General features: G+C 60.0%; 29 protein-coding genes and 3 tRNA genes. 10 read left to right on the top strand and 22 right to left on the bottom strand.

Annotation, left to right across the window (positions count from 1 at the left end):
- Positions 1 to 61 precede the first annotated feature (61 nt).
- The 10 genes from msbA (at position 62) to G5306_RS14085 (ending at position 7,962) form a co-directional block, all read left to right on the top strand.
- Positions 62 to 1,825 carry a lipid A ABC transporter ATP-binding protein/permease MsbA gene (gene msbA / locus G5306_RS14130; RefSeq protein ID WP_265774527.1) on the top strand — a complete coding sequence of 588 codons (1,764 nt, stop codon included), beginning with the start codon at positions 62 to 64 and terminating at the stop codon, positions 1,823 to 1,825.
- Positions 1,825 to 2,820 (top strand): tetraacyldisaccharide 4'-kinase, encoded by a 996-nt coding sequence (gene lpxK, locus G5306_RS14125; protein ID WP_270904578.1) that lies wholly within the window; start codon positions 1,825 to 1,827, stop codon positions 2,818 to 2,820. The genes msbA and lpxK overlap by 1 nt, the downstream gene beginning before the upstream one ends.
- A gap of 121 nt (positions 2,821 to 2,941) precedes the next feature.
- Positions 2,942 to 3,130 (top strand): Trm112 family protein, encoded by a 189-nt coding sequence (locus G5306_RS14120; RefSeq protein WP_005347033.1) that lies wholly within the window; start codon positions 2,942 to 2,944, stop codon positions 3,128 to 3,130.
- Positions 3,127 to 3,876, top strand: a complete 750-nt coding sequence (gene kdsB, locus G5306_RS14115; protein WP_201906360.1) for a 3-deoxy-manno-octulosonate cytidylyltransferase — start codon at positions 3,127 to 3,129, stop codon at positions 3,874 to 3,876. The genes G5306_RS14120 and kdsB overlap by 4 nt, the downstream gene beginning before the upstream one ends.
- Before the next feature lie 212 nt (positions 3,877 to 4,088).
- Entirely contained in the window at positions 4,089 to 4,733 is a 645-nt protein-coding gene (gene uvrY / locus G5306_RS14110) for a UvrY/SirA/GacA family response regulator transcription factor (RefSeq protein WP_005337448.1), read from the top strand.
- A gap of 127 nt (positions 4,734 to 4,860) precedes the next feature.
- Positions 4,861 to 6,714, top strand: coding sequence for an excinuclease ABC subunit UvrC (gene uvrC, locus G5306_RS14105; protein WP_337072744.1), 1,854 nt, complete (start codon positions 4,861 to 4,863; stop codon positions 6,712 to 6,714).
- Between the two features lie 199 nt (positions 6,715 to 6,913).
- Complete coding sequence (gene pgsA / locus G5306_RS14100; RefSeq protein ID WP_031227442.1) at positions 6,914 to 7,468, top strand: CDP-diacylglycerol--glycerol-3-phosphate 3-phosphatidyltransferase; 555 nt, start codon at positions 6,914 to 6,916, stop codon at positions 7,466 to 7,468.
- Between the two features lie 181 nt (positions 7,469 to 7,649).
- Positions 7,650 to 7,725: transfer RNA gene (locus tag G5306_RS14095), tRNA-Gly, on the top strand.
- Between the two features lie 35 nt (positions 7,726 to 7,760).
- Positions 7,761 to 7,834 (top strand) — tRNA-Cys (locus G5306_RS14090).
- A gap of 41 nt (positions 7,835 to 7,875) precedes the next feature.
- A tRNA-Leu gene (locus G5306_RS14085) sits at positions 7,876 to 7,962 on the top strand.
- Positions 7,963 to 8,045: 83 nt separating this feature from the next.
- Here G5306_RS14085 and G5306_RS14080 read toward each other — a convergent pair.
- The 22 genes from G5306_RS14080 to G5306_RS13975 form a co-directional block, all read right to left on the bottom strand.
- Positions 8,046 to 9,206, bottom strand: coding sequence for a phage late control D family protein (locus G5306_RS14080; RefSeq protein WP_421313030.1), 1,161 nt, complete (start codon positions 9,204 to 9,206; stop codon positions 8,046 to 8,048).
- Positions 9,206 to 9,697 (bottom strand): phage tail protein, encoded by a 492-nt coding sequence (locus tag G5306_RS14075; protein WP_421313029.1) that lies wholly within the window; start codon positions 9,695 to 9,697, stop codon positions 9,206 to 9,208. Before G5306_RS14075 ends, G5306_RS14080 begins: the two co-directional genes overlap by 1 nt.
- A gap of 12 nt (positions 9,698 to 9,709) precedes the next feature.
- Positions 9,710 to 12,145: a phage tail tape measure protein gene (locus tag G5306_RS14070; RefSeq protein WP_421313028.1), complete on the bottom strand. Its 2,436-nt coding sequence runs from the start codon at positions 12,143 to 12,145 to the stop codon at positions 9,710 to 9,712.
- Entirely contained in the window at positions 12,142 to 12,273 is a 132-nt protein-coding gene (locus G5306_RS14065; protein WP_041202707.1) for a GpE family phage tail protein, read from the bottom strand. The genes G5306_RS14070 and G5306_RS14065 overlap by 4 nt, the downstream gene beginning before the upstream one ends.
- Positions 12,274 to 12,281: 8 nt before the next feature.
- Positions 12,282 to 12,566: a phage tail assembly protein gene (locus G5306_RS14060; RefSeq protein WP_019445430.1), complete on the bottom strand. Its 285-nt coding sequence runs from the start codon at positions 12,564 to 12,566 to the stop codon at positions 12,282 to 12,284.
- A gap of 77 nt (positions 12,567 to 12,643) precedes the next feature.
- Complete coding sequence (locus G5306_RS14055) at positions 12,644 to 13,162, bottom strand: phage major tail tube protein (protein WP_421313027.1); 519 nt, start codon at positions 13,160 to 13,162, stop codon at positions 12,644 to 12,646.
- 9 nt (positions 13,163 to 13,171) lie between these two features.
- Positions 13,172 to 14,344, bottom strand: coding sequence for a phage tail sheath C-terminal domain-containing protein (locus G5306_RS14050; protein WP_204807467.1), 1,173 nt, complete (start codon positions 14,342 to 14,344; stop codon positions 13,172 to 13,174).
- Positions 14,345 to 14,544: 200 nt separating this feature from the next.
- Complete coding sequence (locus G5306_RS14045) at positions 14,545 to 14,901, bottom strand: tail fiber assembly protein (RefSeq protein WP_421309550.1); 357 nt, start codon at positions 14,899 to 14,901, stop codon at positions 14,545 to 14,547.
- Positions 14,902 to 14,934: 33 nt separating this feature from the next.
- Complete coding sequence (locus tag G5306_RS14040) at positions 14,935 to 16,338, bottom strand: hypothetical protein (protein WP_421313026.1); 1,404 nt, start codon at positions 16,336 to 16,338, stop codon at positions 14,935 to 14,937.
- Between the two features lies 1 nt (position 16,339).
- Positions 16,340 to 17,701 carry a phage tail protein I gene (locus tag G5306_RS14035; protein ID WP_421313025.1) on the bottom strand — a complete coding sequence of 454 codons (1,362 nt, stop codon included), beginning with the start codon at positions 17,699 to 17,701 and terminating at the stop codon, positions 16,340 to 16,342.
- A 53-nt stretch (positions 17,702 to 17,754) separates the two neighbouring features.
- Positions 17,755 to 18,156, bottom strand: coding sequence for a hypothetical protein (locus G5306_RS14030; RefSeq protein WP_013723883.1), 402 nt, complete (start codon positions 18,154 to 18,156; stop codon positions 17,755 to 17,757).
- 10 nt (positions 18,157 to 18,166) lie between these two features.
- A complete protein-coding gene (locus G5306_RS14025; protein ID WP_421313024.1) occupies positions 18,167 to 19,048 on the bottom strand; it encodes a baseplate assembly protein in 882 nt (293 codons plus the stop codon).
- Positions 19,045 to 19,404, bottom strand: coding sequence for a GPW/gp25 family protein (locus tag G5306_RS14020; RefSeq protein WP_139734093.1), 360 nt, complete (start codon positions 19,402 to 19,404; stop codon positions 19,045 to 19,047). Before G5306_RS14020 ends, G5306_RS14025 begins: the two co-directional genes overlap by 4 nt.
- Complete coding sequence (locus G5306_RS14015) at positions 19,401 to 19,952, bottom strand: phage baseplate assembly protein V (RefSeq protein ID WP_421313023.1); 552 nt, start codon at positions 19,950 to 19,952, stop codon at positions 19,401 to 19,403. The genes G5306_RS14020 and G5306_RS14015 overlap by 4 nt, the downstream gene beginning before the upstream one ends.
- A 173-nt stretch (positions 19,953 to 20,125) precedes the next feature.
- On the bottom strand, positions 20,126 to 20,980 hold the full coding sequence (locus G5306_RS14010) for a DUF2971 domain-containing protein (protein WP_421313022.1): 855 nt from the start codon (positions 20,978 to 20,980) through the stop codon (positions 20,126 to 20,128).
- A 250-nt stretch (positions 20,981 to 21,230) separates the two neighbouring features.
- A complete protein-coding gene (locus G5306_RS14005) occupies positions 21,231 to 21,689 on the bottom strand; it encodes a phage virion morphogenesis protein (RefSeq protein ID WP_421313021.1) in 459 nt (152 codons plus the stop codon).
- On the bottom strand, positions 21,671 to 22,141 hold the full coding sequence (locus tag G5306_RS14000) for a phage tail protein (RefSeq protein ID WP_421313020.1): 471 nt from the start codon (positions 22,139 to 22,141) through the stop codon (positions 21,671 to 21,673). The genes G5306_RS14005 and G5306_RS14000 overlap by 19 nt, the downstream gene beginning before the upstream one ends.
- A complete protein-coding gene (gene lysC, locus G5306_RS13995) occupies positions 22,116 to 22,358 on the bottom strand; it encodes an Rz1-like lysis system protein LysC (protein ID WP_421313050.1) in 243 nt (80 codons plus the stop codon). The genes G5306_RS14000 and lysC overlap by 26 nt, the downstream gene beginning before the upstream one ends.
- Positions 22,249 to 22,722 carry an Rz-like lysis system protein LysB gene (gene lysB, locus G5306_RS13990; protein ID WP_421313019.1) on the bottom strand — a complete coding sequence of 158 codons (474 nt, stop codon included), beginning with the start codon at positions 22,720 to 22,722 and terminating at the stop codon, positions 22,249 to 22,251. Before lysB ends, lysC begins: the two co-directional genes overlap by 110 nt.
- Complete coding sequence (locus G5306_RS13985) at positions 22,712 to 23,533, bottom strand: N-acetylmuramidase domain-containing protein (protein ID WP_421313018.1); 822 nt, start codon at positions 23,531 to 23,533, stop codon at positions 22,712 to 22,714. Before G5306_RS13985 ends, lysB begins: the two co-directional genes overlap by 11 nt.
- Complete coding sequence (locus tag G5306_RS13980) at positions 23,530 to 23,871, bottom strand: phage holin family protein (protein WP_421255894.1); 342 nt, start codon at positions 23,869 to 23,871, stop codon at positions 23,530 to 23,532. Before G5306_RS13980 ends, G5306_RS13985 begins: the two co-directional genes overlap by 4 nt.
- Positions 23,868 to 24,239: a putative holin gene (locus G5306_RS13975; protein WP_005352066.1), complete on the bottom strand. Its 372-nt coding sequence runs from the start codon at positions 24,237 to 24,239 to the stop codon at positions 23,868 to 23,870. The genes G5306_RS13980 and G5306_RS13975 overlap by 4 nt, the downstream gene beginning before the upstream one ends.
- Positions 24,240 to 24,242 lie beyond the last annotated feature (3 nt).

Below are 24,242 nucleotides of genomic sequence, written 5' to 3'. Positions count from 1 at the left end.
CTTGGTGTAAGCCTGCGCTTTGGCTAGAATAGCCCGTCATTTCCATTACTAACGGCTATTCATGCAACAAGAAACCTCACAAGAGAGCTGGCCAGTATTCAAACGCCTGCTCGGTTATGTCCGTGATCGCAAGCTGGGCCTGGTCGGTGGCATCATCGGGATGCTGGGCTACGCCGCCGTGGATACCACCTTTGTCTACTCCATCAAGCCGCTGATCGATCAGGGCATTAATGGCAACGACAGCACCGTTTTGAAATGGATGCCCTTCTTCGTCCTCGGCATCGTGGCCCTGCGCGGTGTCGCCAACTTTCTCTCCAACTACTGCATGGCCTGGGTCGGCAACCACGTTGTGATGCGTCTGCAACAGCAGGTGTTCAATCACATGGTGGCGATGCCGATGAGCTTCTTCGACCGTCAGAACACCGGTCATCTGCTGTCCAAGGTGACTTATGACGCCAGTCAGGTCTCCTCGGCGGCGAGTACCACGCTAGTGACCCTGGTGCGGGAAGGGGCGACCGTGGTCGGTCTGCTCGGCCTGATGTTTTGGCACTCCTGGCAGCTGTCGGTGATTTTCCTGGTGGTTGGCCCGCTAGTGGGGGTCATCATCGGCCTTATCAGCCGCCGTTTCCGCCAGATCAGCCGTCACATCCAGCAGGCGGTAGGGGATATCACCACCTCCACCGAGCAGATGCTCAAAGGGCACAAAGAGGTGCTGATGTTTGGTGGCCAGAAGGTGGAAGAGAAACGCTTCTTCCAGGTCAGCAACAACATGCGCCAGCAAACCATGAAGATGGTCGCCGCCGATGCCATCGGCAGCCCTGTGGTGCAGATGGTGGCCTCCATCGCGTTGGCTGCCTTCCTCTATGTAGCTACCATCGACAGTGTGCGCAGCGAGCTGACTGCCGGTACGTTTACCGTCATGATCACCTCCATGATGATGCTGCTCAAGCCGCTGAAAAGCCTGACCGACGTCAACAACCAGTTCCAGCGGGCCATCACTGCCTGCCATAGCCTGTTTGGCCTGCTCGATAGCGAGCCGGAGCAGGATACCGGCACCCGCACTCTGGAGCGCGCCCGTGGCGAGATCGAGTTTCGCAACGTCACCTTTACCTACCCGACCAAGGACACCCCGGCGCTGCACAACGTCAGCTTCAAGGTGGAGGCGGGTAAATCGGTGGCGCTGGTGGGCCGTTCCGGCTCTGGCAAGAGTACCATTGCCAGCCTGCTGACCCGCTTCTACGACATCGATCAGGGCGAGATCCTGCTGGACGGCATCAACATCCGCGAATACAAGTTGAGCGAGCTGCGCAAGCAGTACGCGCTGGTCTCCCAGCATGTTCACCTGTTCAACGACTCGGTGGCCAACAACATCGCCTACGCGGCGGAAGACAAATACAGCCGCGACCAGATCGTGCAGGCAGCCCGTATCGCTCACGCCGACGAGTTTGTCAGCAAGATGAGCAACGGGTATGACACTGTGGTTGGCGAAAACGGTGCATCCCTTTCCGGCGGTCAGCGCCAGCGTGTTGCCATTGCCCGCGCCCTGCTGCGCGATGCGCCGGTTCTGCTGCTGGATGAGGCCACCTCGGCCCTCGATACCGAATCCGAGCGCCACATTCAGGCGGCTATCGACGAGCTTTGCAAGGCCCGTACCTCGCTGGTGATCGCCCACCGTCTCTCTACCATCGAGAAGGCGGACGAGATACTGGTGATCGACGAAGGTCATATCGTCGAGCGCGGGAACCACGAAGCATTGATGGAGCAGCGCGGCACCTATGCCCAACTGCGTGCCATTCAGTTTGGCAATGCAGGAAACAAGGCCTGATGCTGGAACGGCTCTGGTATCGCAAAAGTGGCTGGCGCTGGTTGCTGGCCCCTTTTGCCCTGCTGTTTGCCATCATCAGCGGCACCCGCCGCTACGCCTATCGCCACGGCTGGCGCAAGGGGTATCGCTCCTCCTTGCCGGTGATCGTGGTGGGCAATATCTCGGTGGGCGGCAACGGCAAGACGCCGGTGGTGGTCTGGCTGGTGGAACAGTTGCAAGCCCGCGGCTATCGCCCCGGGGTGGTGAGCCGTGGTTATGGCGGCAAGGCGCCCCATTACCCCTATCGGCTGGATGAAACCAGCACCACGGCGCAAGCAGGTGATGAGCCGGTGCTGATTGCCCGGCGCTGCGGCTGCCCCGTGGTGGTTGCCCCGAAACGGGCCGACGCGGTACGACTGCTGGAGCAGAGCGGTGAAGTGGATATCATCATCACCGACGATGGTCTGCAGCACTATGCGTTGGCCCGCGACATCGAGCTGGTGGTGGTGGACGGAGCGCGCCGTTTCGGCAATGCCTGCCTGCTGCCGATGGGGCCGCTGCGCGAGCCGGTCACTCGTCTCAAACGGGTGGACGCCATCATCTGCAACGGCGGTGAACCGGGCAAGGGGGAGTACCCCATGCAACTGATCGCCGACACCCCGCGCCGGGTGCGCGACGATGCACCGCTTGCCGCCCCCTTGTCGGGGCCGGTCGATGCGTTGGCGGGGATCGGTCATCCGCCCCGCTTCTTTGCCACCCTGGAAGGGCTCGGCTACCAGCTGGAGCAGCAGGCCGCCTACGGCGATCATCACCCCTTCGATCGGGATGAGTTGGTTGGGCGCTTTGCCAGCAAGCCGCTGCTGATGACCGAGAAGGATGCGGTCAAGTGCCGCCCGTTTGCCCTCGATAACTGGTGGTATCTACCGGTCAGCGCCGAGTTGCCCGCCTCCCTGCTCGACACCCTGCTGCACAAGCTGGGGGCGAAGGCAAAGGGCGCGGCCAGGGCGCAAGATTAATCTCTCTCGCCTCGGCGGGGGAGCTGGGGGTTGATATGCCCCGTATGGAATAGCTGGTTGCTCGACATCCATCGCTGGCGTGATGAAGCCGCCAGCGCGACATCGTTGAAGGAGTATCGTTTTGGCTTTGGACATCAAGTTGCTCGACATCATCGCCTGCCCGGTCTGCAAGGGTAAGCTGCATTACAACAAAGCAGTTCATGAGTTGGTCTGCCGCTTCGACAAGCTGGCCTATCCGCTGGAAGAGGGGATCCCGGTACTACTGGAGAACCGTGCCCGTCCTCTCAACAGCGATGAGCTGCCGTCATGAGTTTCGTCGTCGTCATTCCTGCCCGCTATGCGTCAACTCGTCTGCCGGGCAAGCCGCTGGCGGATATCCATGGCAAGCCCATGGTGCAGCATGTGGTGGAGAAAGCTCTGCAATCAGGTGCCGATCGGGTGATCGTTGCCACCGATGACGAGCGGGTGCAGCAGGCACTGCTGAGCACCGGCGTCGAGGTGTGCATGACCTCACCGGATCACCAGTCCGGCACCGAGCGTCTGGCAGAGGTGTGCCGTCACTACGGCTTCGCCGCCGATACCATCATCGTCAATGTGCAGGGGGATGAGCCGCTCATTCCGCCCGCCATCATTCGTCAGGTGGCGGACAATCTGGCCGCCGCCACGGCGCCGATGGCGACCTTGTCGGTGCCGATCAAGGATGCTGAAGAGGCGTTCAATCCCAATGCGGTCAAGGTGGTGACTGACAAGGATGGCTATGCCCTCTACTTCAGTCGCGCCAGCATCCCGTGGGATCGGGATCGCTTTGCCAAGAGCCATGAGCAGATTGGTGACCACTACCAGCGTCATATCGGTATCTATGCCTATCGCGCCGGCTTTATCCAGCGTTACGTAGACTGGGCACCGAGCGTGCTGGAGCAGGTCGAGGCACTGGAGCAACTGCGGGTGCTCTGGTACGGGGAGAAGATCCACGTCGCCCAGGCCCTTGAAGCGCCGCCGGTCGGGGTGGATACCCAGGCCGATCTGGAGAAGGTGCGGGCCTTTTTGGCCAAGTGATGGCCACAGCACTAACGTCATGAAAAACGGTGTCGCAAGGCACCGTTTTTTGTTTTGAAAATTTATATAATTATTTGATTTTAAACGCTAAACATGGGTTTTCTCAAACTTTTGGCGTGCATGGTTTGCCAAAGCGACGAGTTTGGTTATGATGCAAGACGCCCTGTTAACCCTAACCGGGCGGCTAAAACGAGATAAAACGGGGTGTTTGGGTGATAAATGTATTCCTGGTCGATGATCATGAGCTGGTGCGTACAGGGATAAGACGCATTCTTGAAGATGTGCGCGGGATCAAGGTGGTGGGTGAGGCACAGAGCGGCGAGACCGCAGTTACGTTCTGTCGCCAACACCATCCGGACGTGATCCTGATGGACATGAACATGCCGGGTATTGGTGGTCTGGAAGCGACCCGCAAAATTCTGCGGATCCGCCCCGATGTGCGCATCATAGTGCTGACCATTCATTCAGAAAATCCGTTCCCCACCAAGGTGATGCAGGCAGGCGCCGCCGGTTACCTGACCAAGGGGGCTGCTCCCGACGAGATGATCCAGGCGATCCGGTTGGTGCACTCCGGTCAGCGCTACATCTCCCCGGAGATTGCCCAGCAGATGGCCCTCAGCCAATTTGCCTCCGCTGACGAGAATCCCTTCAAGTCCCTCTCCGAGCGCGAGCTGCAGATCATGATGATGATCACCAAGGGGCAGAAGGTGACCGATATCTCCGAGCAGCTCAACCTGAGCCCGAAGACGGTCAACAGCTACCGCTATCGTCTGTTCAGCAAGCTGGGGATCAACGGTGACGTGGAACTGACCCATCTGGCCATTCGCTATGGCATGCTGGATGCCGATACCCTCTAATCGGGTGGCGTGTGGTCACAAAGGCGGCGAGTGCCGCCTTTTTGCTTTTCTGCCCCTTTGCTTTTCGGGCGGCGAGGGCAGTATGCTCTGCCCGTCAATTTTTGCCTTTGTGTGAGCCGAGTAGCTGATGACCCTCTCTCCCGAACCTCTCTTCGACAGCAAGGCGTTTTTGAGCGCCGTCACCCATCAGAGCGGTGTCTACCGCATGTATGACAGCGGTGGCACCGTCATCTACGTGGGCAAGGCCAAGGATCTGAAAAAGCGGCTCGCCTCCTACTTTCGCACCAACGTCGACAGCATCAAGACTCGCACCCTGGTGCGCCAGATCGCAGATATCCAGGTCACCGTCACCCACACCGAGACCGAGGCGCTGATCCTCGAGCACAATCTCATCAAGCAGTACCAGCCCCGTTACAACGTGCTGCTGCGGGACGACAAATCCTACCCCTGGATCATCATCACCGCGCACCAGCATCCACGCATCGGCGTCCATCGCGGTGCCCGCAAGATCAAGGGAGAGTACTTCGGCCCGTACCCCTCTGGCGGTGCGGTGCGCGAGAGCCTGCACCTGATGCAGAAAATTTTTCCGGTGCGTCAGTGCGAGGATGCGGTCTATGCCAACCGCACCCGTCCCTGCCTGCTCTATCAGCTCAAGCGCTGCGCCGGCCCTTGCGTGCCCGGACTGGTGAGCGAGGCCGAATATGCCCAGCAGGTTGAGCTGGCCAAGCTGTTTCTGGCGGGCAAGAACCAGCAGGTGATTGGCGAATTGGTGGGCAAGATGGAGTCCGCCAGCGGCGATCTGCGCTTTGAAGAGGCGGCCCGCTACCGGGACCAGATCCTGGCGCTACGCCGGGTCACCGAGCAGCAGTCGGTGAGCGGCAACGTGCTGGACGAGCTGGATGTGGTGGGGGTGGCCTTCCAGCAAGGTGCTGCCTGTATTCACGTGCTATTTATCCGTCAGGGCAAGGTGCTCGGTTCGCGCAGCTACTTCCCGAAAGTGCCGGCCGATACCCAGCTCGACGAGGTGGTGCAATCCTTCCTGCTGCAGTTCTATCTGTCGGGGCAGGGGGGGCGGCAGATCCCGAGCGAGGTGTTGCTCGATGTGGCGCTGGAGGACGAGAGCGTCATCGCCGAGACCCTGAGCCAGACAGCAGGCTACAAGGTGCGGGTGGTGAGCCGTACCCGCGCCGAACGGGCCCGCTTTATCAAGCTCGCCTCCATCAACGCCGAGACGGCGCTGCGCTCGCGGCTGGCTCACAAGAGCACCATCACCGCCCGCTACGACCAGCTGGAAGAGCTGCTGGAGCTGGAGCGCCCCATCGCCCGCATGGAGTGTTTCGATATCTCCCACACCATGGGGGAGCGCACCGTGGCCTCTTGCGTGGTGTTCAACCGGGAGGGGCCGCTCTCATCGGAATATCGTCGTTTTAATATCGACGGTATCACTGGCGGTGATGACTACGCGGCGATGGAGCAGGCGCTGGAGCGCCGCTTTGGCAAGCCGCAGGAGCCGGACAAGGTGCCGGACGTGCTGTTTATCGACGGTGGCCTCGGCCAGTTGCGCCGCGCCGAAGAGATCCTGGCCCGTCAGCTGGAGTTCCTCGGCGGCAAATATCCGCTGCTGGTGGGGATTGCCAAGGGGGTCACCCGCAAGGCGGGGTTGGAAACACTCATCATGGGGGAGAGCCACGAAGAGTTGCATTTACCGGCAGATATGCCCGCTTTGCACCTTATTCAGCATATTCGCGATGAATCCCACCGTTTTGCCATTACCGGCCACCGGGCCAGACGGGCCAAGGCCCGCACCAGCAGCAGTCTGGAGGATATTCCGGGGGTGGGGCCGAAACGGCGGCAGGCGCTGCTCAAATATCTGGGCGGCCTGCAGGAGGTCAAAAAGGCGAGCGTGGATGAACTGGCCAAGGTTCCCGGCATCAGTCAGGAGCTGGCCCAGACCATCCACGATGGCTTGCACAGCGCCTGAGCAGGGTTAGCGGTATGGCAACATCGCTAACTCCTTGATGCACAAGAGCCGTGACGCGGGGGGGCCGTAAATGCCATAATGGCCCTCGCATTTTGAGAAGATTGATGGATTAAAAAGACCAAGACGGGCGCCAGTGCGGTTGCATCGCAAATCGGCTTTGGCGCACTATGTAGCGACGTACAAGAAGTGGCTGAAAATAATGACAAACATACCTAACCTGTTGACGTTTTTCCGGATTTTGCTCATTCCCGTCTTCGTCATCCTGTTCTATCTGCCTTATCAATGGTCCTATCTGGCTGCCGCCATCATCTTTATTCTGGCTGCTGCTACCGACTGGTTTGATGGCTATCTGGCTCGTAAGCTCAATCAGTCCACCGCCTTTGGCGCCTTCCTTGACCCGGTTGCCGACAAGATCATGGTCGCTGCCGCACTGGTGGTCATCGTCGAACACTACAACACCATTTGGGTGACCATCCCCGCCATGACCATGATTGGCCGCGAGATCATCATCTCCGCCCTGCGCGAATGGATGGCCGAGCTCGGCAAACGCTCCTCGGTTGCGGTCAGCTGGATTGGCAAGTGGAAGACCATGATCCAGATGGTGTCACTCACCGGTCTGATTTGGCAATATAACGTCTGGATGGTATGGCTCGCCTATGTGATGCTCTATGTCGCTACAGTGCTCACCTTCTGGTCGATGTTCCAGTACATGAAGGCGGCCTGGGGCGATTTGACCCACCACGCCAACCTGTGAGTCACTGGCGCCGCAAGGTGAGGTTTCCGCTGATTTGAGGCAGGAAACGGCCAAAGGCGCTAAAACTGTTCAAAAAGGGCAAAAAATGCCCGAACGATCAGGTAATTAAATATTTCTGGTTGACTGGGCGAGGAACATCGCTAGAATGCGTCCTCGTAGTCAGGCAGTCAGCCAGACCAATGCGGGAATAGCTCAGTTGGTAGAGCACGACCTTGCCAAGGTCGGGGTCGCGAGTTCGAGTCTCGTTTCCCGCTCCAAATTCAGACAATAGAGAGCCAAATCTCTTTTGCATGGCGCGTTAGCAAAGCGGTTATGCAGCGGATTGCAAATCCGTTTAGTCCGGTTCGACTCCGGAACGTGCCTCCATATTGACAAGCCCGCCACGCGAGCTTGATACCGATTGCGGTGCCCGAGTGGTGAAATCGGTAGACACAAGGGATTTAAAATCCCTCGACGTTCGCGTCGTGCCGGTTCGATTCCGGCCTCGGGCACCATTAAAATCAAAGAGTTACGAAAGGCCACTAGAAATAGTGGCCTTTTTCTTTTTCTTCAGTGTCCACATTTGATCCACACAGATTTATTCCGGCAGCTCTGCAAGTTTCACTTCGAGTTGCAAGCGGTTGGTGTAGCCCTGGTCGGTGAGGTCGTGAACGACCTGGGTGAGTAGCCATTCGGCCTCGTCGATTTGCGGTTTGAATCCCCTCACCGTGGTGGGTTGCTCCGGGTAGAGCTCTGGTCGGCCTTTGGCCAGGGTGATCTGAAACTCGGCCACGCCGCGCTGCAGCTTTTCCCACTCAGCCCGGGCGGCCCGCATGGCGTTGCTCTGACTGGCGTAAACGTGGCGCAGCTCCTTGACGTTCTCACTGTCACCAACCAGCAGCTCGTTTTCCTTCTTGTTGACCACCACACCCGGCGGTAGCGGCCGTTCCTCTTTCGGTTTGGTCTTTCGCTTGCGCTTCACCTCGATTTTCTTCTTCTCGGCGGCCTTGTTGTCTTGCCAGTAGGCGATGACACCGGTGTAGGCGTCGCGGTCGGCCACCGAGAACTGGTGCTGATCGCCGTCCTGGCGGGTGATGGTGACAGCCGGCAGTGGCTTACCGCTGGCGGTGGTGCCGTTGCCCGCCTTGATGAACATCAGGCGGCCAGATTTGACGGTGGCGATGGCATCTTGCTCGGTGGCCAAGCGGGTGAGAAAGGCCAGATCGCTCTCGTTGGTCTGGTCTATGTGGTCGATCACCATCCCCTTGAAGGCGTCGCCAACGCTCGGTGTCAGGCCATAGCGGGCGGCCAGCTGCTCAACGATGGCGCCGATGGTCTCGAAGTGCCAGCTGCGCTCGCGCAGTTTGTTCATGCCCCCGCGCAGGTCTGCCGACTTGCCCCTGATGGTGAGCACATCCGGCGCGCCGCCATGCTCCACCTCGTCAATTTTGAAGGTGCCTTTATCGACCAGGGGGCCGCCTTGCCAGCCAATGCTGGCTTGAAGGGTGGCCCCACGGCGTGGCATGGCCAGTTTGCCGTCGCTGTCATCGAGGGCGATCTCGATGGTATCGGCCGAAAAGCCACGGTTATCGGTGATGGTCATGTGCATCAAGCGTGGGCGCAGGGTGCCCGAGACATCGCGGCCATCGACCAGTACCTGATAGGCGGGCGCCGGATGCTGCTGGCGCAGGGCATCCAGTTGGCTGGTGATGCCAAGGTTTTCAGCCAAGTGGGTACCGAACTGGTCGAATGCCCCCATCAGAGCCGCCCCCCGAGTTTGCCGCCCACGGTGTTCAGCAGCTTGCCAACACCCAATCGACCGAGCAGGTTGCCCGCGGTGCGCCCGAGCAAGGTATTGCCGAGGGAGCTGTCGTTGCCGTCGACCCGCTTGAGCTTGATGCTGAACTCGATTTTTCTGGCGCTGCCATCTTGAAAGAACTCGCTGCGGGTGGTGCTGATCCCCTCTATCACGAACGACCCACGCATCACGCCATCTCCCTGGATCAGGGGGAAGGCTTGGCCGCTGTCACCCATGCTATTGAGCATGTCGAGGGATACGGGCCCGCCGGTGAGCTCTGGATAGAGCACCCCGCTTAAGTGACTGAGCTCGTCATCTGGCCCGAGGTACTGGTATGAGGGGCGGGCGCCGACCCGGTTATTGCCCGGGTGGCGCCATGATTTTTCGTCTTGTTGAGATTGCGGGGCCACGGTCGAGCGCATAAACACGAACCAGCCCAGAGTCATCATCATGGTGGTTGCTCCTTAATTACGGTCGGTCAGGGAGGCGCGGCCACTGGCAGCTGCCTGCCGTTCGCGTCGGTCCAGTTCGCGGCGCACCTCTTGCGCCACATCGGTGGCTGATTGTCCCGGCTGCTGGGTGATACTGATCGGGGCGTGGATCTGGGTGGTGCTGTTGCCTCGGGCCACAGGTCGCACCGGGGTGACGATGCGCGGGCCGTATCCCGAACCGCCCGCCATGGCCGGGGTGTTGTAGTTGCCGGTGAGGTAGCCGGACGGATTGACGTTGGCGGTGACCGAGCCGCCCCCCTTCATCCAATCCGGCAGCAGGTCGGTGAGGGCTTTGATCTTGTTCTTCAAACTCTCCCACTTGGCACTGATGCCGCCAATCAGGCCGTCGATGATGGCCTTACCCTTGTTGGCGGCCCCTGCTGGCAGGGTATCGAAGAAGGCCCAGATCTCGTTCCAGTGCATGATGAGCATGCCGATGGGGGTCCATGAGAAGAGCTCTTTCAGGAGTTCCCAGAAGGCGAGGGCAGGGGCCTTGCACTGGGCCCATAGGTCGCTGAACCACTTGGTGACCCCATCCCAATGTTTGTAGAGCAGGTAGGCGCCAGCCGCGATTGCCACAATCCCCATGATGAACCAGCCGATCGGGGTGGTGAGCATGGCAATCCCGAGCCTGACCATGCCCATGGTCAGCGCCTTGATGAAGGCCAGCAGCGGGCCGCCATAAACCAGCAGGGTCGAAAGCCCCATCTTGATGGCGGCCAGTGGCCCCAGCAGACCAGCCACAATCAGCAGCAGCGATCCGCCAGCGGCAGCGGCTACGGCGGTGACCGCCGCGATACGGGTCAGGGTCGAGGTCAGCTCTGGGTTGGCCCGCATCCAGTCGCCGGTGACCTGGATGATCTCGGTGACGCGCTGGATAATGCCACGCAGTGGGCCGTTCTCGGTCTCCATCATCTGGATCCCTACGTCATCCCATGCGGAGGTGAGGTTGTCCAGATCGCCGATGGCGTTATCGGCCATCACCTTGGCGACCTTGCCCGCTTCCCCCTGGGTTTGCTTCAAGGTGGCGATCAGCTCCTGCAGCTTGCCGGAACCGGCCTGCTCGGTCAGCACGGTCAGGGCGGCGAATGCCTCTTCGCCGGCGATGGCCTTGAAGTAGCCCGAACGGGTGGCGTCCCCCATCTTGCTGGTTTTCTTGTAGAGCTCGTCCAGGATATCTGGCAGCGAGCGCAGGTTGCCCGCCGCATCGGCGGTCTTGACGTTGAGGGCGGCCAGCGCATCATTCGCGGCCTTGGGCGGGGAGGCCAAACGGCCGAGAATGGCACGGATGGCTGTCCCGCCCATGCTGCCCTGAATCCCTGCATCCCCCAGCTTGCCCGCCATGGCGGAGGCAGTTTCAAGGTCGACTCCGAGCCCTGCCGCCACCGGCCCCACGTATTTCATGGTTTCACCCAGCATCTGCAAGTCGACGTTGGCGCGGGTGAAGGTGCCGACCATCACATCCCCCAAGCGGGTCATCTGGTTGGCCGGCAGCTTGAAGCCGGTCAGGATGTTGGACCCGATGTCAGCGGCGGCAGCAATCTCGACGCCGCCCGCCTTGGCGATATCGAGCACCCCGGGCATGGCGTCACGGATTGCCTTGGGGGTGAAACCGGCCATGGCCAGAAAGCCCTGACCCTGCGCCGCTTCGCCCGCCGTGAAGGCGGTATTGGCGCCGAGCTCCCGTGCCTGAGCCCGCAGGGCGGCCAGTTCGCTGCTCTCTTTGCTCAGCTGGGTGATCGCCTGCACCTTGGACATATCGACATCAAAGCCCATCGCCTTGCCCGCGATATTGGTGCCCTTGTAGATGGCGGCGGCCCCGGTGGCCATCCCTGCAGCGCCATAGCCTGCCAGAGTGCCGCGCATGGACATGGTTTTGTCGTAGTTGGCTTTGATCTGGTTAAGGCGCTTTTGCTGGTCGGCCAGTTGCCCCAGCTTGGCCCGCTGCTGGTCGAGCTGGCTGTTGGCGGAGGCCAGATCGCTCTTGAGCTGGCGCTGGTGCTGGCCCAGCTGTTTGGTGTTGATGCCTGCCTCGCTCATGGCCCGTTTCAGGCTGCCGTGGCGGGCGACCATTTCCCGCTCTTGCTGGGAGAGGTCGCGCACTTTCTGCTTGGCTTGCTCCATGGCACGGGACATGGCCTTGGTCGGTTGCTCGACCTTGGCAAACTGCTGGGCCATCTGCTGGGCGTCGCGCTGGGCTTGGGTCAGCTGGGCGCGGGTTGCGCCAATCTGCTGGCCGAGGGTGCGATAGCCATCAATCTGGCCGCTCTGGGCTTCCAGCTCCTTGATGCGCTTCTTCGTGTCGACCAGGTCTTTGGCGGTGATGCGGCTCTGGCCGCTGGCTGCCTTGAGGGGGGCGGTGAGTTTGTCGATCCCGTTAAGCAGGATTTGCAGTTTGAGAGGGTTCATTGTTGTTCTGCCCCGTTGATGCGGTTGTGAGTCTCAACGAGGCGTTGGTGCCAGCCCATCAGCTCGCTGATCTCCATGACCGCCATCTCGGACGGCGGCCAGTGGGCGATGATGGCCAGATCGGCCATCACCTCGTCTACGCAATGAGGTAGGCCATTCTCTTCGGTACCAAAAAAGCGCTTACCTCGCTGCCCAGCTGCATCAGGTCAGCCGGATCCATGTTGCCGATCTCGGCTTCGGTCAACATAGGGGTGGTGATGCGGGGCAGCAGTTTGGTGAGGGCGTTGACGTCCATCTGCACCACATCGGTCATATTGAGGCCGCGCATTTCGCCCGCCTTGGGTTTGCGCAGCTGGATCTCGGTGAGGGTGGTGTCGCCGCGCTGGATGGCTTGGTCGAGGGTAACGGTTTTGTTTTCCATGGTGTCGGTTCCTGGTGATGTGGTGAGGGCGGCACTTATTGGTTGGATAAGGACCGCCCATTGGATGAGGGAAGAGGTTAGAGGCCGATGGCTTTGCGGTGTTCTGCCATGCGGTCGATGCCATCGGGGCCGATCTCAATCATGTTGATGAGGTCGATTTCATGGATCACCTGACCGTTGATGGTCTCCTTGTAGTAGGTGTTGACCATGCCGACCTTTGCCTGGGAGTTGTCACCGGACTTGAGGGTGCCGCGGTCGAGCTCCTTGAAGCGGCCACGGCAGATGATCTCGACGGGTACCACCTCGGCGGTGTCGTCGCCCTGCACCGAGCCGGCAAAGCGCACCATGGTGCCGTCGGCCTTGGGTTCCCCCATGCAGCGCAGCAGGGGCTCGCCATAGCCGCCGAAGGTGAACGAGACATCGAGGGCGCTGTCATCGAATCCCATGTCGATGTTGACGGCGCCACCCATGCCGCCGCCGCGATAGGCTTCAAACTTGCGGGTCAATTTGGCCGGGGTGAAATCTTCCGCTTCACCCACCCAGTTCTCGCCGTTGAGAAAGACGTTCAGGCGTTTGAGTTTGCGTGGCAGTGCCATGGGGGCTCCTTATGCTGCGGCCGCGACGCGGGCGCCGAAGTCGATCAGGTAGTGGTCGGTGATGCGCTGGATGAAACCGAGGTCTTCGAGCGGCGGCACCGGGGTGTAGTTGTAATCAATGCGCAGTTTGCCCGCCTTGAGGGTGTCCTTGTCGTTGAGCTCCTCGTTGTACCAGCAGTCAAACCCGAGCAAATATCCGCCGTTCACCAGCTCGCGGCCCTTGGCCTTGATCCCTTCGACGATGTCTTTGACCAGGGAAGGGTGCAGCGGCTTATCGTTGGCCCACATGTGCGCCTCGGCCATGGTGTCAGCCAGGATCTGGGCGGTGCGGGTGTAGTTCTCGAAGGCGAACAGGGGATCATCTGAGCAAGTGCGGTTGCCCCAGTAGCGAAAGCCGTCAGAGCGGATCAGGGCGGTGACTTCGTTGGCGTTGAGCAGGCCGACCTCGGTGTCGGGGTCTTGCAGATCCCAGAACAGGTTTTTGGTCATGCCATCGACCCCGGTCACGCCGACGTTCGACAGGGTCTTGTGCCAGCCAATCTCTTTGTCGATCAGTGCCCGCATGGCGGCAGCCTTGAGGCAGGCATCGAGCTTGATGCTGGCATTGGTGGCAACGTCCCACGCGGTCCAGTCGGCATGCACCAGCATCAGCTCACGGCTGGAGAAGTTTTCACGGTAGGCCAGCGCGGCTTCGACGGTCTCGGCGATGGTCGGCACGTAGGCAAAGGCGCGCAGCTTCTTGGCCATGCCCGCCAGCGCAGTGGATACCGGCAGGGTGCAGTTGTCCGGCACGCAGAGGATGCGCGGCTTGACGCCGGTGGCCGGGGTGGCCCGCTCCAGCGCCTTGAGGCCGGTATAGCTACCATCGGGCTTGATGGTGCCGATGATGTTGCTTGTCAGCGCTGCCGCATCCGCGCCTTTGGCCACACGCACGGCGATAACGATGGTGTTGACGGTGTCATAGATGGTTTGCAGCGAGCGTTTCAGGTTCCCCTCGCTGCCCGCCTTGGCGATGGCCGCTGGCAGGTTGGCGATCAGCACAGGCTTGTCGAGGGGAAAATAGGTGGCGTCGGCGTCTTCGCTGGTGCAGACCATGCCGATCACCGCCGTGGCGACGGTGCGGATGGTACGGGTACCGTCGGTCGCTTCGACGACGCGCACGCCGTGGTGGAATTGGTCCAGTGCCATAGGTTCTCCTGTTGTCCGGACGGAGCATTCTTTGCGTAGGTAATGCAGGTGATGTGAACAGGGTCAGGATGCAGGGGCAGGGGATCGCAGGCGAGCGGCGGCCAGTGTATCTGGCGTGGATACACTGGATGGGCGGTGACAACGGGGTAACGGACGGCAGTAACGAAGCACCCCGCACAAGGCGGGGTGTGTCGTTAGATGACCTTGTCCGGTTCGGTTGGCCACTGCGGCGACTCTGGCCAGCCGGCTTGCTCCGGCACCAATGTCAGCTCGTATCGGTAACGCTGCCAGTCGGCCAGCAACTGGGTGTGCTCTGGCTTGGCATAACCGCCATCGACTGCGGGCTGAAGGGTGGTAATGGTCTGATTTGCCAACGTGAGGCAGTCTGACAGGCGCGCTTGCGCGCTATCTTCAGGAGAGACTTCCGTTGCTGAGGGTGGTGTGATGTTGTTACCTGAGACGACCCATCCAGGCATCACATCATCGCTGCATGCCATCCAGTCAAGCGCTTCATAATAGCGGCCAGTGGGGTCAACCTCGGTGGTTTCCATGACGACATTCTTTTCGATTCGTGCCCACATAATTTACCACTCCACAATGACCATACCGTTTAACCCATTTTGACCGGCGGAAACCTGATTTCCTGTGACTGTTGCGCCACCATTGCCACCGCTACCTAATGAAGTGATAGTCGCCCCTCCTAGTCCCCGTCCCACCGAGCCTCCTGCTGTGGTCGGTGTTGCAGCAATTCCGGCAGAACCATGGCCACCATAGCCATCAATATCGCCGCCAGAACCTAATCCACCACTGCCTCCAGCTCCACACATCGAAGAGGTTGTTCCGCCTATGGCGGAGTTCCCTGGGTTACCGCCGGTTGCACTACAAAACGACCCAAACGAGCTGGTTTGTCCCGGTAAAGCGATATTCAATCCATTTGTTGCCCCTATTCCACCGCTTCCGACAGTGATAGGAATGCTGTCTCCAGGTGACACATTGACCAACTTTTTGGCGTATCCCCCTGCGCCACCCCCGCCACCGCTGGCGTTGTAATTGGCGGATGAGTTGGCTCCACCCCCGCCGCCGCCGGCACCGACCACAGTGACCAGGACTTTATACACGCCGGTTGGAACCACCCAGTGGGTCACGCCCACCTGTTTGAAGGTTGCGAGCTGCTTTTGAATGCCCACCTTTGCCAGTTTCAAGGCAGTGACGAATTTGGCGTCATCGGTACCGGCGTTCACCTCTGCCTGGGTGGCGATCTGTGCCTTACCTTTCACGGCTTCACTGGCGGTGGCGATGGTTACCGCCCCGGTCATGCCATCCACCGATTGCACCGAGTCGGTCGGGGTGAGCAGTTCTTGCCAGTTGGCCAGAGTGGCGGCACCCGCTACCCGCAGGATGAAGCTCTTGTTGAGGTCGGTACGTACGGCGATATCCCCGACTTCGGCGGTCAGGGCCAGCATGGCGGCCTGGGTGTTGACGACAAAGGTGTCGGTGATGGCCGTGGCCGGGATCTGATTGACGGGGACCTTGCCACTGCCATCGAGCGTCGCCACCCCATTGGCTGCGCCTTTTTGTGCGCTGGGAACCGCATCGGTGATGCCATAGCCCGCCAGGGTGGTGGGGTTGCTGCCGGCGGTGATGTTGCCCTTGGCATCGACGGTGACCGAGCGATAGGTGCCCGACACCACTCCTGAGTTTTTATAGGTGGCGGTGATGGTGATGTTGCCGCTGCCATCAAATGCCGCCTGACCGGTCACATCACCAACCAGGGCAATATTGCGAGCGGTGCTGAGCTTGTTGGCCTTGCCGGCCGCCGTGTTGCCTCCCTCGATATCATCGACGTGTTTTTTCAGGTAGGCGGTACGGTTGGCCAGTGCTTGTGCTTGCTTGTTGGAGATGCCGCCCGGGCCGCCCAGCACCGGATCACCGGTTTCGAGTTGGTAGATGCCAGCCTCCCAGCTGACGACCTCTTGTAAATTCGCCATATCACGAGGCTCCGTGGTTGTAGTTGCCGTTGTAGGTTGCGGCGCCGTTGTAGGTAACGGGCGCCCGGGTGTAATCGAGCGCAGAGAGGTGGCAGCGGGCCGGGGCCATTTCTGCCAACAGGCGCTTGATGCGGTTGGCCTGCTCGGTGGTGACCGGGCGGGTCAGGATGACCCGATAAACCGCCCAGCGGGTCGGGTCGCCGTGGGGTTCGTTGCCGTTGTAGCTGAGGGTGCCGTCATAGCGGCGGCCGGTGGCGCGCTCGATGATGGTGCTGTCGCCAAAGCCCAACACGTTCAGCGCCTCCTTGATGGCCCATGGGGTTCCCTTGCGCTGATGTAGCCGATAAGAGGCTTTGATCAGCGCCCGCTGCTGGTCTTCCGATTCCGCCAGTTCCCACCAGTCCACCGAGCGGGCCCATGCCAGCCAGGGCAGCAGTGGCGCCGGGCAGATGTCGGCAAAGCGGGTGGAGGTGATGATCTCCGGGGTCAGGTTGTAGGCCAGCGCGGCGGCGGTCAGGTGCTCCAGCCGGGTTGCAGAGGGGGGCAGCAGATCCCGGGTTGCCGGGGTTGCCAGCGGCATGCGATGCACCTTGTTCGACCCCATGCCACCGGCATCGACCCCTTGGGTCGCCAAGCGAGTGATGGTGGTGAACGGGCCTACCAATGGTGGCGCTAGTCCATCCTGTGCCAGGGTGATGGTCAGGGCTGGCTGGGTTGCTGCTGGCAGGGCTGGCGCCATCGGGTAGATGATCTGGGCGTACTTGGCGATCGGTGTGCCCATGGCGCCGGTAAAGGCGGTTGCCGCCTGCGCCAGCTTGGTTTTCAGCAATAGCGCACCTTGCTGACCGTCAGCCAGATCACCGATGGTCTGTCGCACCCTGGCTTTGTGGTTGCCGATGACGCCGAGAGCGAACCCTGCCGGAGCCAGCCGTTGCTGAATGGTCGGCGCCTTGATGGCATCAGGCAGTATCCCGCCGGTAGCGAGCCGGGTTCTGACTCCCGCCGTGCCGACAATTCCGGCATCAAGCCCGACAAGGGTTATCTGTGTTGACATGTCAGCCGCCCCCATAGCGAGCAGATCGCCCATTGTTGCAACCGTGGCCCGGATGGTCGTTGCCTGAGCACCCTGTGCGCCATCGTTGATAGCGATAGCCTTGGCGCGGCTGGCCAGCTTGTTGGCCCCGGCTGCAAACTGGCTGATCCCGGTTGGTTTGGCGCGCTGAATGAGTGATGCCATCCCGGCCTGGCCTGCTTCTATCCCTGCCACTGTCAGGCCAACTCTGACTCCGGCAATGGCCTCTGGTGCTGGATCATCCGGTCCTTGCTCGGTGCCCCGATAGAGGGCAGCCCCGTCATGTGACATGGCACCATCGTGATATGTGAGCGACCCGCGCCAGACGGGATAGAGGGTTGCCATCAGAGCTTGAAGATCTTATTGGGGCCGTTATCCCAGGCGATGATGATGTCGCCGCCGTTGGTGCTGACCGGCAGGCCAGCCGCCGTATCAAACAGGGCGATCAGCGGGCTGGTCGCGGCGTTGCCGGTGTCTTTGTAGATGGCGCAGTAGTTCACGTTGGCGGTTGGCACGGCGGTGAAGGTGACATCGGCTGCATCGAGCACGCCAGCGGCCACGGTTTTGCTGGTGAGAGTCTGCGGGGTGCCGACCACATGGGCCGAAATCCCGCTGTAGAACTCATCGCTGGCGAGGGTCGGTGAATAGGTGCTTTTGAGCAGGGCACACTTGAGGGTGTCAGCGCTGGCATTGATGGCGCCGGTGAGAAACTTTTCGCGGCCTTTGTCATAGAGGGCGTTTGCCATGGTGGTGTCCTTAGTCGAGGTGGAGGGTGGTGAGTTTGGCGGCCTGCTGCTCGCTGCAGGTGACATCGGCCAGCGGCGCGCGCAGTGTGACGCTGTCGATCCCCGGCTGGTGCAGGGCGGCATAGATGGCGGAAAGCGGGACTGTGGTCCCAACCCGGTAGTAAGCGGCGGCCGTTTTGGCCATGGCATCTTTTGCGGCGGCAATGGCCTGCTCTTTACCCAGGCCGATGGCGTTGAGGGTGGCATCGACGGCATAGAGTTTGAGCTGGGCCGGTTCGACTGCCACCAGATCGCAGAGCGGGCGCACGTCTTCGGCAGATAGGGCCTGCTCGACCAGATTGAGGGTGTCGGCACTCGGCTGGCCTGCCGGTGAGAGGATGGTCACTCTGACGGTACCCGGGGTGGGACTATCGACGGCGACATCGGCCACCTCGGCACTGGCCGAGAGGGCGTGAAACTTGTAGGCATTGATCGGGCCCGCTGTGGCCATGCCCTCATAGGCCATTTGGCAGCGCATGCGCAGGCGGTCATCAGATTCATACACCGGCTCGATGGGCGGGGTGGCGTTGGGGTCACCCGGGGTGACCAGCAGGCGTTCGAGTTCGTACTCACCGGCCACATGGTCAAGGGTCGTGCCACTGGCAAAGGCAAGCAGGGTCTGCTTGGCGGCATCGTTGATGCGGGCCCGCAGGATCAATTCGTTGTAGGCGTTCTCCTGCAGCAGCTTGTTGAGCGGCTCTGATTCAAGTTCCAGCGTGGCAGCGATGGCCGCCTGCTGGTCTGCCGGGTAGTAGCTGATCAGGGTGGCTTTGCGCTTGGCCAGGATGGCCTCAAAGTCGAGGGCTTCCTCGACTTCCGGTGGCGGGAGCTGGGTCAGGTCTACATTGCTCACTGGGCGGCTCCTGTAGGAATGGGGATGGTTGCAGACTCCAACACGCCGCCATCTTTGCGCTGCCAGGTGAGCTCGATGGTGAGGGCACCATCCATGCCGCCGCCCAGCACATCGACGCGGGTGACGGTGATGCGGGGTTCCCAGTTGATAAGGGCTTGTACGGTGGCAGCCATCAGGCGTAGGCGGGTGGCCTGATGCTGTGGCATGTCGATGAGGTAAAAGAGCTCGCTACCGTAGTCACGGCGCATCACCCGCGAACCCACCGGGGTGATAAGGATGTCGCGCACCGACTGGATAATGTGGTCGGTGGCGCTGATGGCGCGGCCATTGGCGGCATTCATGCCGAGCCAGTTCATACCGGGCCCCCTGATTTGCCGTCACCCGGCTGCACTTTTTCATGGCCGTGTTCTGTCACCTCGATGTCCCCCACCTTGGCGGTGTCGCAGATGAGGCGCTTGGCCTGCAGCTGGTTGGTGCAGATGGTCTTGGGGGTATCGAGAGTCACGCTGATACTGGCGACGATAGTGGCCTGCTTGATGCCGGTGGTGTTGAGCTCACCGGTTGCCGGGTTGTATTCAATGACGGCGCCGTCGCTGTATTCGGTGCGGTCGAGGTCCGGGTTGTCATTTTCGGCCAACGGTTCGGGGTACTGGTCAGCATTGAGGCGGCCGACGATATAGGCATTGCGCAGATCGCCGCTGACGGAGAGCAGGATCACCTGCTCGCCCAGGCTCAGGCGGTGGCGGGTACGGTTAGCTCCGGCCCGTTCTATGGTATAGGGCCGCCAGTTGGTGGTGATGTTGCCGGTTTTGACGCGACACTCCCCTGAGCGCACGGCGGTAACAGTGCCGATACGGATCAGGTTGTCGATCAGGCGCTTGAGTTCGGTTGGGGTCGGTTGCATGGGGCCATTGTTTTGGGCAATGGCGGGGAAGGCGAGGGGTGGCCAGTGTGTAGATCAGCTACACATTGGCGCACGAGTTATTACGAAACGAACGGTATATTCAATCTGTGGTGTTACATTGTCCTTGTCCTAACATAGAGTGACAGTGTGTTTTTTAACAAAATAAATCCATTTTATTTAACGTATCTTTCTATTGATAACTCATAGCGTTCCTTCCGTATATAAGCGGTGTAAATATCAGTGATGCCATTCTTTTTGGCTATGGAAACCAAAGCTGTTTGTTGCCACTCTGGCATTTTTTCACCTATATAAAGCGCTTTTACACTGCCTTCTGAGTAGGAAACTAAAGCATTACCTTTTTGGCTGATAAATCTAATTTCATTCTCATGTTTCCATAAGTCACTTTTCGATGCTATTAAATCAACCAACTTGCTACTTAAATTATTTCTATCTTGTTGTGAAGTCGAAGTGTAAAATTTATATCCAAAATCACTCGTGTCGATAGTTGGTATATCCTTGATGTACTCTACACTAACGCATGAAATTTTATCATTACATTCAAATGGTTCATGCATCTCTAATGCATAACCCCTAAGCCCATCACCATAATACCCCCACATCAACTGATTTTGTATTGGGTTGCTGTATTCCGCTTGGATGTTTTTATCAGAAATAAAACAACAAACTCCTGCGTCGTAAATATCATCCATGGCTTTATCAAAAGCTATTTTCAGAGTTTCTTCTGTTATTTCACGCAGGGTGTCTAGTTGACCAAGCATTGCTATATCTGTCAATCTGTCCATTGTTTCAGATTGGTGATCTATCTTTAATAATTTATTTATCTCACCATCTTTATTCATCGTTCTAATGACATCTATAGTTTGGCCAGATGAGAGTCTTTTGGTTGAATGAATAAACAAACCTTCAAAAGGGTCATTGAAGGCATTAACCTTAGAGAACCATAATTTACGATCTGCAAATGATGACAAATTATTATTGTTAAAAGAAAAGAATTTAAATAAAGACATCTATACCTCCATAAATAATTTATGCATTTTATGTGTGTTTTTTAGAACGTCAATAAAAGACTCATGAGACGCTTTGGTTTTGTTATCGCTGTATCAATGAGTTATCAGTCGATAGCCATAGATTGACGCAGTAGGTCGGGAGAACAGCTTGGGCCAGTCAGTATCGCCGTGGGGATCGGGGAGAAAATGGCGGGAGTGATCAGCGGCGTACCCAGCATGGAAGTGACTCTTTTGCCCCCTGTCTGGGTGGTTACAGTCGCTGGGTCAAGTGCTTCAACAGCAGGTCTTCCACGCGATCAATGTCGGCATCTGTGATACCGATCAGCTGGCGCTCAGGGTATTGCACGGTTTTACCCCTTATCTTGTCGCGCAGGCCGAAGTGGTGAACAGTGGCGAGGCGGTTGGCGCTGCCGAAGAAGGCAACCGATGCTTCGCTGGCGGTGGAACTGGCTTTGAGCCATGCCGGCTTGACCAGCTTGGCGAACATCTTGCGGCGAAGGCGCCCCCGGCTTTGCTTCAGGTTGGGCTGGGGCTTGCGCGGGGCCATGGGGCTGCCATCGGGTTGGAGGTTGGCGCGGATGCGCTGGGCCTGGTTGGAGCGCAAGGTGCGGGCTATCTCGCTCGCCAACTGACGGCGAGCCGCCGGCTCCATGCTGGCCAGCAGAGCATCGGCCCAGCTTACCAGCCGGTTCAGGTCGTCGGTGGCCATGACTGCGGTTCCCCGTTGATAAAGAGCTCCCAGGTGATGCCGTCATAAGGGTCTTCCGGCGGTTCTGGCAGATGTTCCCAGCCAATCCCCTGTTCGTTCTGCCATACCTTGACCCGCTCGGTCAGCTTGACGGTGATGATGAGATCCATCAGGTCGTTGGCGAGGTATTCGACCTCGAAGGTGATGCCATCCTTGCGGTGCTCATCGTTGGTCATCAGCTCGGGCTGGTGTTGGCGCAGCCAGGCCAGCAGCGGCACCATGATCTGATCCGGGTGGCCGGCAAAGTCTTCAATGCCGATGGTGAGGGGGTATTGCCACTCGAACGAGAGGGAGCGGGCGCCGGTGCTTTCAATATTGCCCGGGGCGATAAAGATGTGCAGCTTGTCCGGGTTGATCTTGAGGTGCGGTACGCAGCGGGTCAGCACCTCACGGATCTGTTTTGGCTTTTCCATCTTCACTCCGTTGTTGTCGTGTCTGGCAGGTGATGAAGCTATCGACCTTGGCGGCGCAACTGGCCCAGGCGGCCTCGGTCTGGCTCAGCTGGTCGAGCAAGTCGCCGTTATTGCGTGGCGCCGCCGGCGGCAGTTGGCAGGGGCTCGGGGCCGGACAAGTGAGCCTGATAATCTGCGGCGCCGGTGAGGGCAGGGCGCTGGAGCAGCCTGATAACAGGATCAGGCAGAGGGCGATCAGCCCACGCCTTGAGTTCGGCATTTTCACGTTTAAGCCTCTTGATGGTGTCGGCGCGGGTAGCAGCAGCCTGCGCCAGCTGGTCGAGCTGGGCCTGCAGCTGCTGCGCCGCTTGTGCCTGAGTGGTCAGTTCCCGGGTGAGGGTGGCGATGGCTGTCTCTTTAAGCTGTTCGCGTCGCTCGGCCTCTCTGGTTTTCTCATCGGCTGCCTTGAGACTGGTTTGCAGGGTGGTGACGTCCCCTTTGGCCTTGGCCGCCGAGCGGGCTGACCAGCCCCAGCCACCAAGGGCGACAGCCAACGCCAGCAGCAACCAGCTGAGGGGCGAGCCCAGCAGCTCACGCCACATTGGCCACCTCCTGCACCTGATAGACCTTGGAAAAGTGCGCAAACCACTTGGCCAGCTTGGTGTCGTAGTCGTTCTCCTTAAACGCCGGGCCGTTGTAGCGGCGGGCGAAATCAGCCCACTTTCGACCCTGCAGCGCTTTGTGCATGGCGGGGTCTTGCTGGATAAAACGGCACAGGGCGGTGAGGTGGTCGACCTCGCTGCGCTGCATGGCCGCCTGCCAGTCGCTGGCGGAGGCAAAGCCCAGCGGCTGCCAGTGGTAGCCCATGATCTGGAACATGCCCCAGCTGGCCGACTCGATGGCGGCATCCTTATGCAGGCTAATGGCCAGTTGCAGCCGTTCCCACTCGGCTGCGCCGCCCGCATAACCGCCGCGCTTGGGGTTGACCAGGTTGGGGTAATGGGCGGTCAGCTGGTCGGCGGCCGCCTTGCCCAGATGTTTGGTGAGCTGCTTGTAGAACACATGCCGCTCGAACAGCACCACCGGGCGCATGGCTTGGGTGAAGCCTTCGCCGATGCTCTCGACCTGGGCGACGGTGGCCATGGTGGCCAGCGGCACGGCCAGCAGATCGGCGCCGGCCACCATGTGGTTGATGGTCAGCTGGTTGCCGCGCTCACTGCCGAGCAGGGCGGCCAGGGTACGCGGGCCCGCCTGACCGATGGCGGCGATCATGTAATCCCGCTGGAAGGCTACCAGTGCATTTTCGGTTGCCTCACCAAACCAGCCATCGATAGCCACCGGATAACCGGCGGCGGTGAGGCGGCGTTGCAGGTCTGCCACGGCGGTGCCGGTATCCCCTTTTTTCAGGCTCATGGCTGGTACCTCCGGTAAATATCCCGGGCATGGTCGGTGCTGGACGGTTTGCCCCGGGGCAGCAGGTGGTGCACCGAGCCGCGGGTGTTGAGCACGGCGAACAGCAGGAAGAGGGCAAGTCCGAAGGAGGCCGGATCTGGCACCGGAATGCCACCGAACAGAAAGCGCAGCGGAATGGAGCCTGACAGCACGCAGAGCAGCCACGCCATCCAGGCGGGCAGGGCGCGATACTCGCCACCTTTGCGGTCAAACAGCATGACCCGCAGGAAGATGGCGGCGCAGATCAGGGCGTAAAGGGCGGTGTAGATAAACACACCGGTTGGAGTGGTCGGGATCATGGTTGCCCCCTTTTGTTAAACAAGGCTTCAAGTAGCCGATCCTGATTGCGCATGATGAGCTGCAGCAGGCGCACCATCATGGCGGAGGCGATCAGCGAGCCGATCGCATTGCTGACCTGGACGCTGGCGGGCAGCAGTACCTCCAGCAGTTGGCAGGTAAAGCCGGCCAGCAGCAGGCCGCTGACAAACGAGGCGACAAACAGGGCAATCCGGCGCAGGCGCCCCTGCTCTTCGGCGGCCGAGATAAACAGCACTGCGCCGGTGAGTGCGCCGAGTACCACGGAGGGATCCACCCCGGGCAGGGTGAACAGCAAGGCCAGACCGGTGAGGGTGCTGGTTGCGGCGCTGGAGGAAATCGGTTCTGGCATCGT

It is taken from the genome of Aeromonas sp. 603404 (assembly GCF_049171775.1).
Lineage (GTDB): Bacteria > Pseudomonadota > Gammaproteobacteria > Enterobacterales > Aeromonadaceae > Aeromonas > Aeromonas veronii_A.
Note: the sequence above shows the minus strand (reverse complement) of the source record. Positions and strands in the feature narration are given on the sequence as shown.

Bases quoted from the DNA above. Each gene is read 5' to 3' on its own strand.
- uvrC (WP_337072744.1), top strand. From the start codon at position 4,861: ATGACCCTCTCTCCCGAACCTCTCTTCGACAGCAAGGCGTTTTTGAGC.
- pgsA (WP_031227442.1), top strand. From the start codon at position 6,914: ATGACAAACATACCTAACCTGTTGACGTTTTTCCGGATTTTGCTCATT.
- G5306_RS13980 (WP_421255894.1), bottom strand. From the start codon at position 23,871: ATGATCCCGACCACTCCAACCGGTGTGTTTATCTACACCGCCCTTTAC.
- lysB (WP_421313019.1), bottom strand. From the start codon at position 22,722: ATGTGGCGTGAGCTGCTGGGCTCGCCCCTCAGCTGGTTGCTGCTGGCG.
- G5306_RS14040 (WP_421313026.1), bottom strand. From the start codon at position 16,338: ATGGCGAATTTACAAGAGGTCGTCAGCTGGGAGGCTGGCATCTACCAA.
- G5306_RS14075 (WP_421313029.1), bottom strand. From the start codon at position 9,697: ATGATGATGACTCTGGGCTGGTTCGTGTTTATGCGCTCGACCGTGGCC.
- G5306_RS14035 (WP_421313025.1), bottom strand. From the start codon at position 17,701: ATGTCACATGACGGGGCTGCCCTCTATCGGGGCACCGAGCAAGGACCG.
- G5306_RS14060 (WP_019445430.1), bottom strand. From the start codon at position 12,566: ATGGAAAACAAAACCGTTACCCTCGACCAAGCCATCCAGCGCGGCGAC.
- G5306_RS13985 (WP_421313018.1), bottom strand. From the start codon at position 23,533: ATGAGCCTGAAAAAAGGGGATACCGGCACCGCCGTGGCAGACCTGCAA.
- lpxK (WP_270904578.1), top strand. From the start codon at position 1,825: ATGCTGGAACGGCTCTGGTATCGCAAAAGTGGCTGGCGCTGGTTGCTG.
- G5306_RS14005 (WP_421313021.1), bottom strand. From the start codon at position 21,689: ATGGCCACCGACGACCTGAACCGGCTGGTAAGCTGGGCCGATGCTCTG.
- G5306_RS14065 (WP_041202707.1), bottom strand. From the start codon at position 12,273: ATGGCCGATCTGGCCATCATCGCCCACTGGCCGCCGTCCGAGATGGCG.
- G5306_RS13975 (WP_005352066.1), bottom strand. From the start codon at position 24,239: ATGCCAGAACCGATTTCCTCCAGCGCCGCAACCAGCACCCTCACCGGT.
- G5306_RS14080 (WP_421313030.1), bottom strand. From the start codon at position 9,206: ATGGGGGCATTCGACCAGTTCGGTACCCACTTGGCTGAAAACCTTGGC.
- G5306_RS14020 (WP_139734093.1), bottom strand. From the start codon at position 19,404: ATGAACTGGCTCGGCATGAATGCCGCCAATGGCCGCGCCATCAGCGCC.
- msbA (WP_265774527.1), top strand. From the start codon at position 62: ATGCAACAAGAAACCTCACAAGAGAGCTGGCCAGTATTCAAACGCCTG.
- G5306_RS14010 (WP_421313022.1), bottom strand. From the start codon at position 20,980: ATGTCTTTATTTAAATTCTTTTCTTTTAACAATAATAATTTGTCATCA.
- G5306_RS14015 (WP_421313023.1), bottom strand. From the start codon at position 19,952: ATGCAACCGACCCCAACCGAACTCAAGCGCCTGATCGACAACCTGATC.
- G5306_RS14000 (WP_421313020.1), bottom strand. From the start codon at position 22,141: ATGGAAAAGCCAAAACAGATCCGTGAGGTGCTGACCCGCTGCGTACCG.
- G5306_RS14030 (WP_013723883.1), bottom strand. From the start codon at position 18,156: ATGGCAAACGCCCTCTATGACAAAGGCCGCGAAAAGTTTCTCACCGGC.
- G5306_RS14070 (WP_421313028.1), bottom strand. From the start codon at position 12,145: ATGAACCCTCTCAAACTGCAAATCCTGCTTAACGGGATCGACAAACTC.
- kdsB (WP_201906360.1), top strand. From the start codon at position 3,127: ATGAGTTTCGTCGTCGTCATTCCTGCCCGCTATGCGTCAACTCGTCTG.
- G5306_RS14055 (WP_421313027.1), bottom strand. From the start codon at position 13,162: ATGGCACTGCCACGCAAACTCAAACGCCTGAACGTCTTTCTCAACGGC.
- G5306_RS14045 (WP_421309550.1), bottom strand. From the start codon at position 14,901: ATGGAAACCACCGAGGTTGACCCCACTGGCCGCTATTATGAAGCGCTT.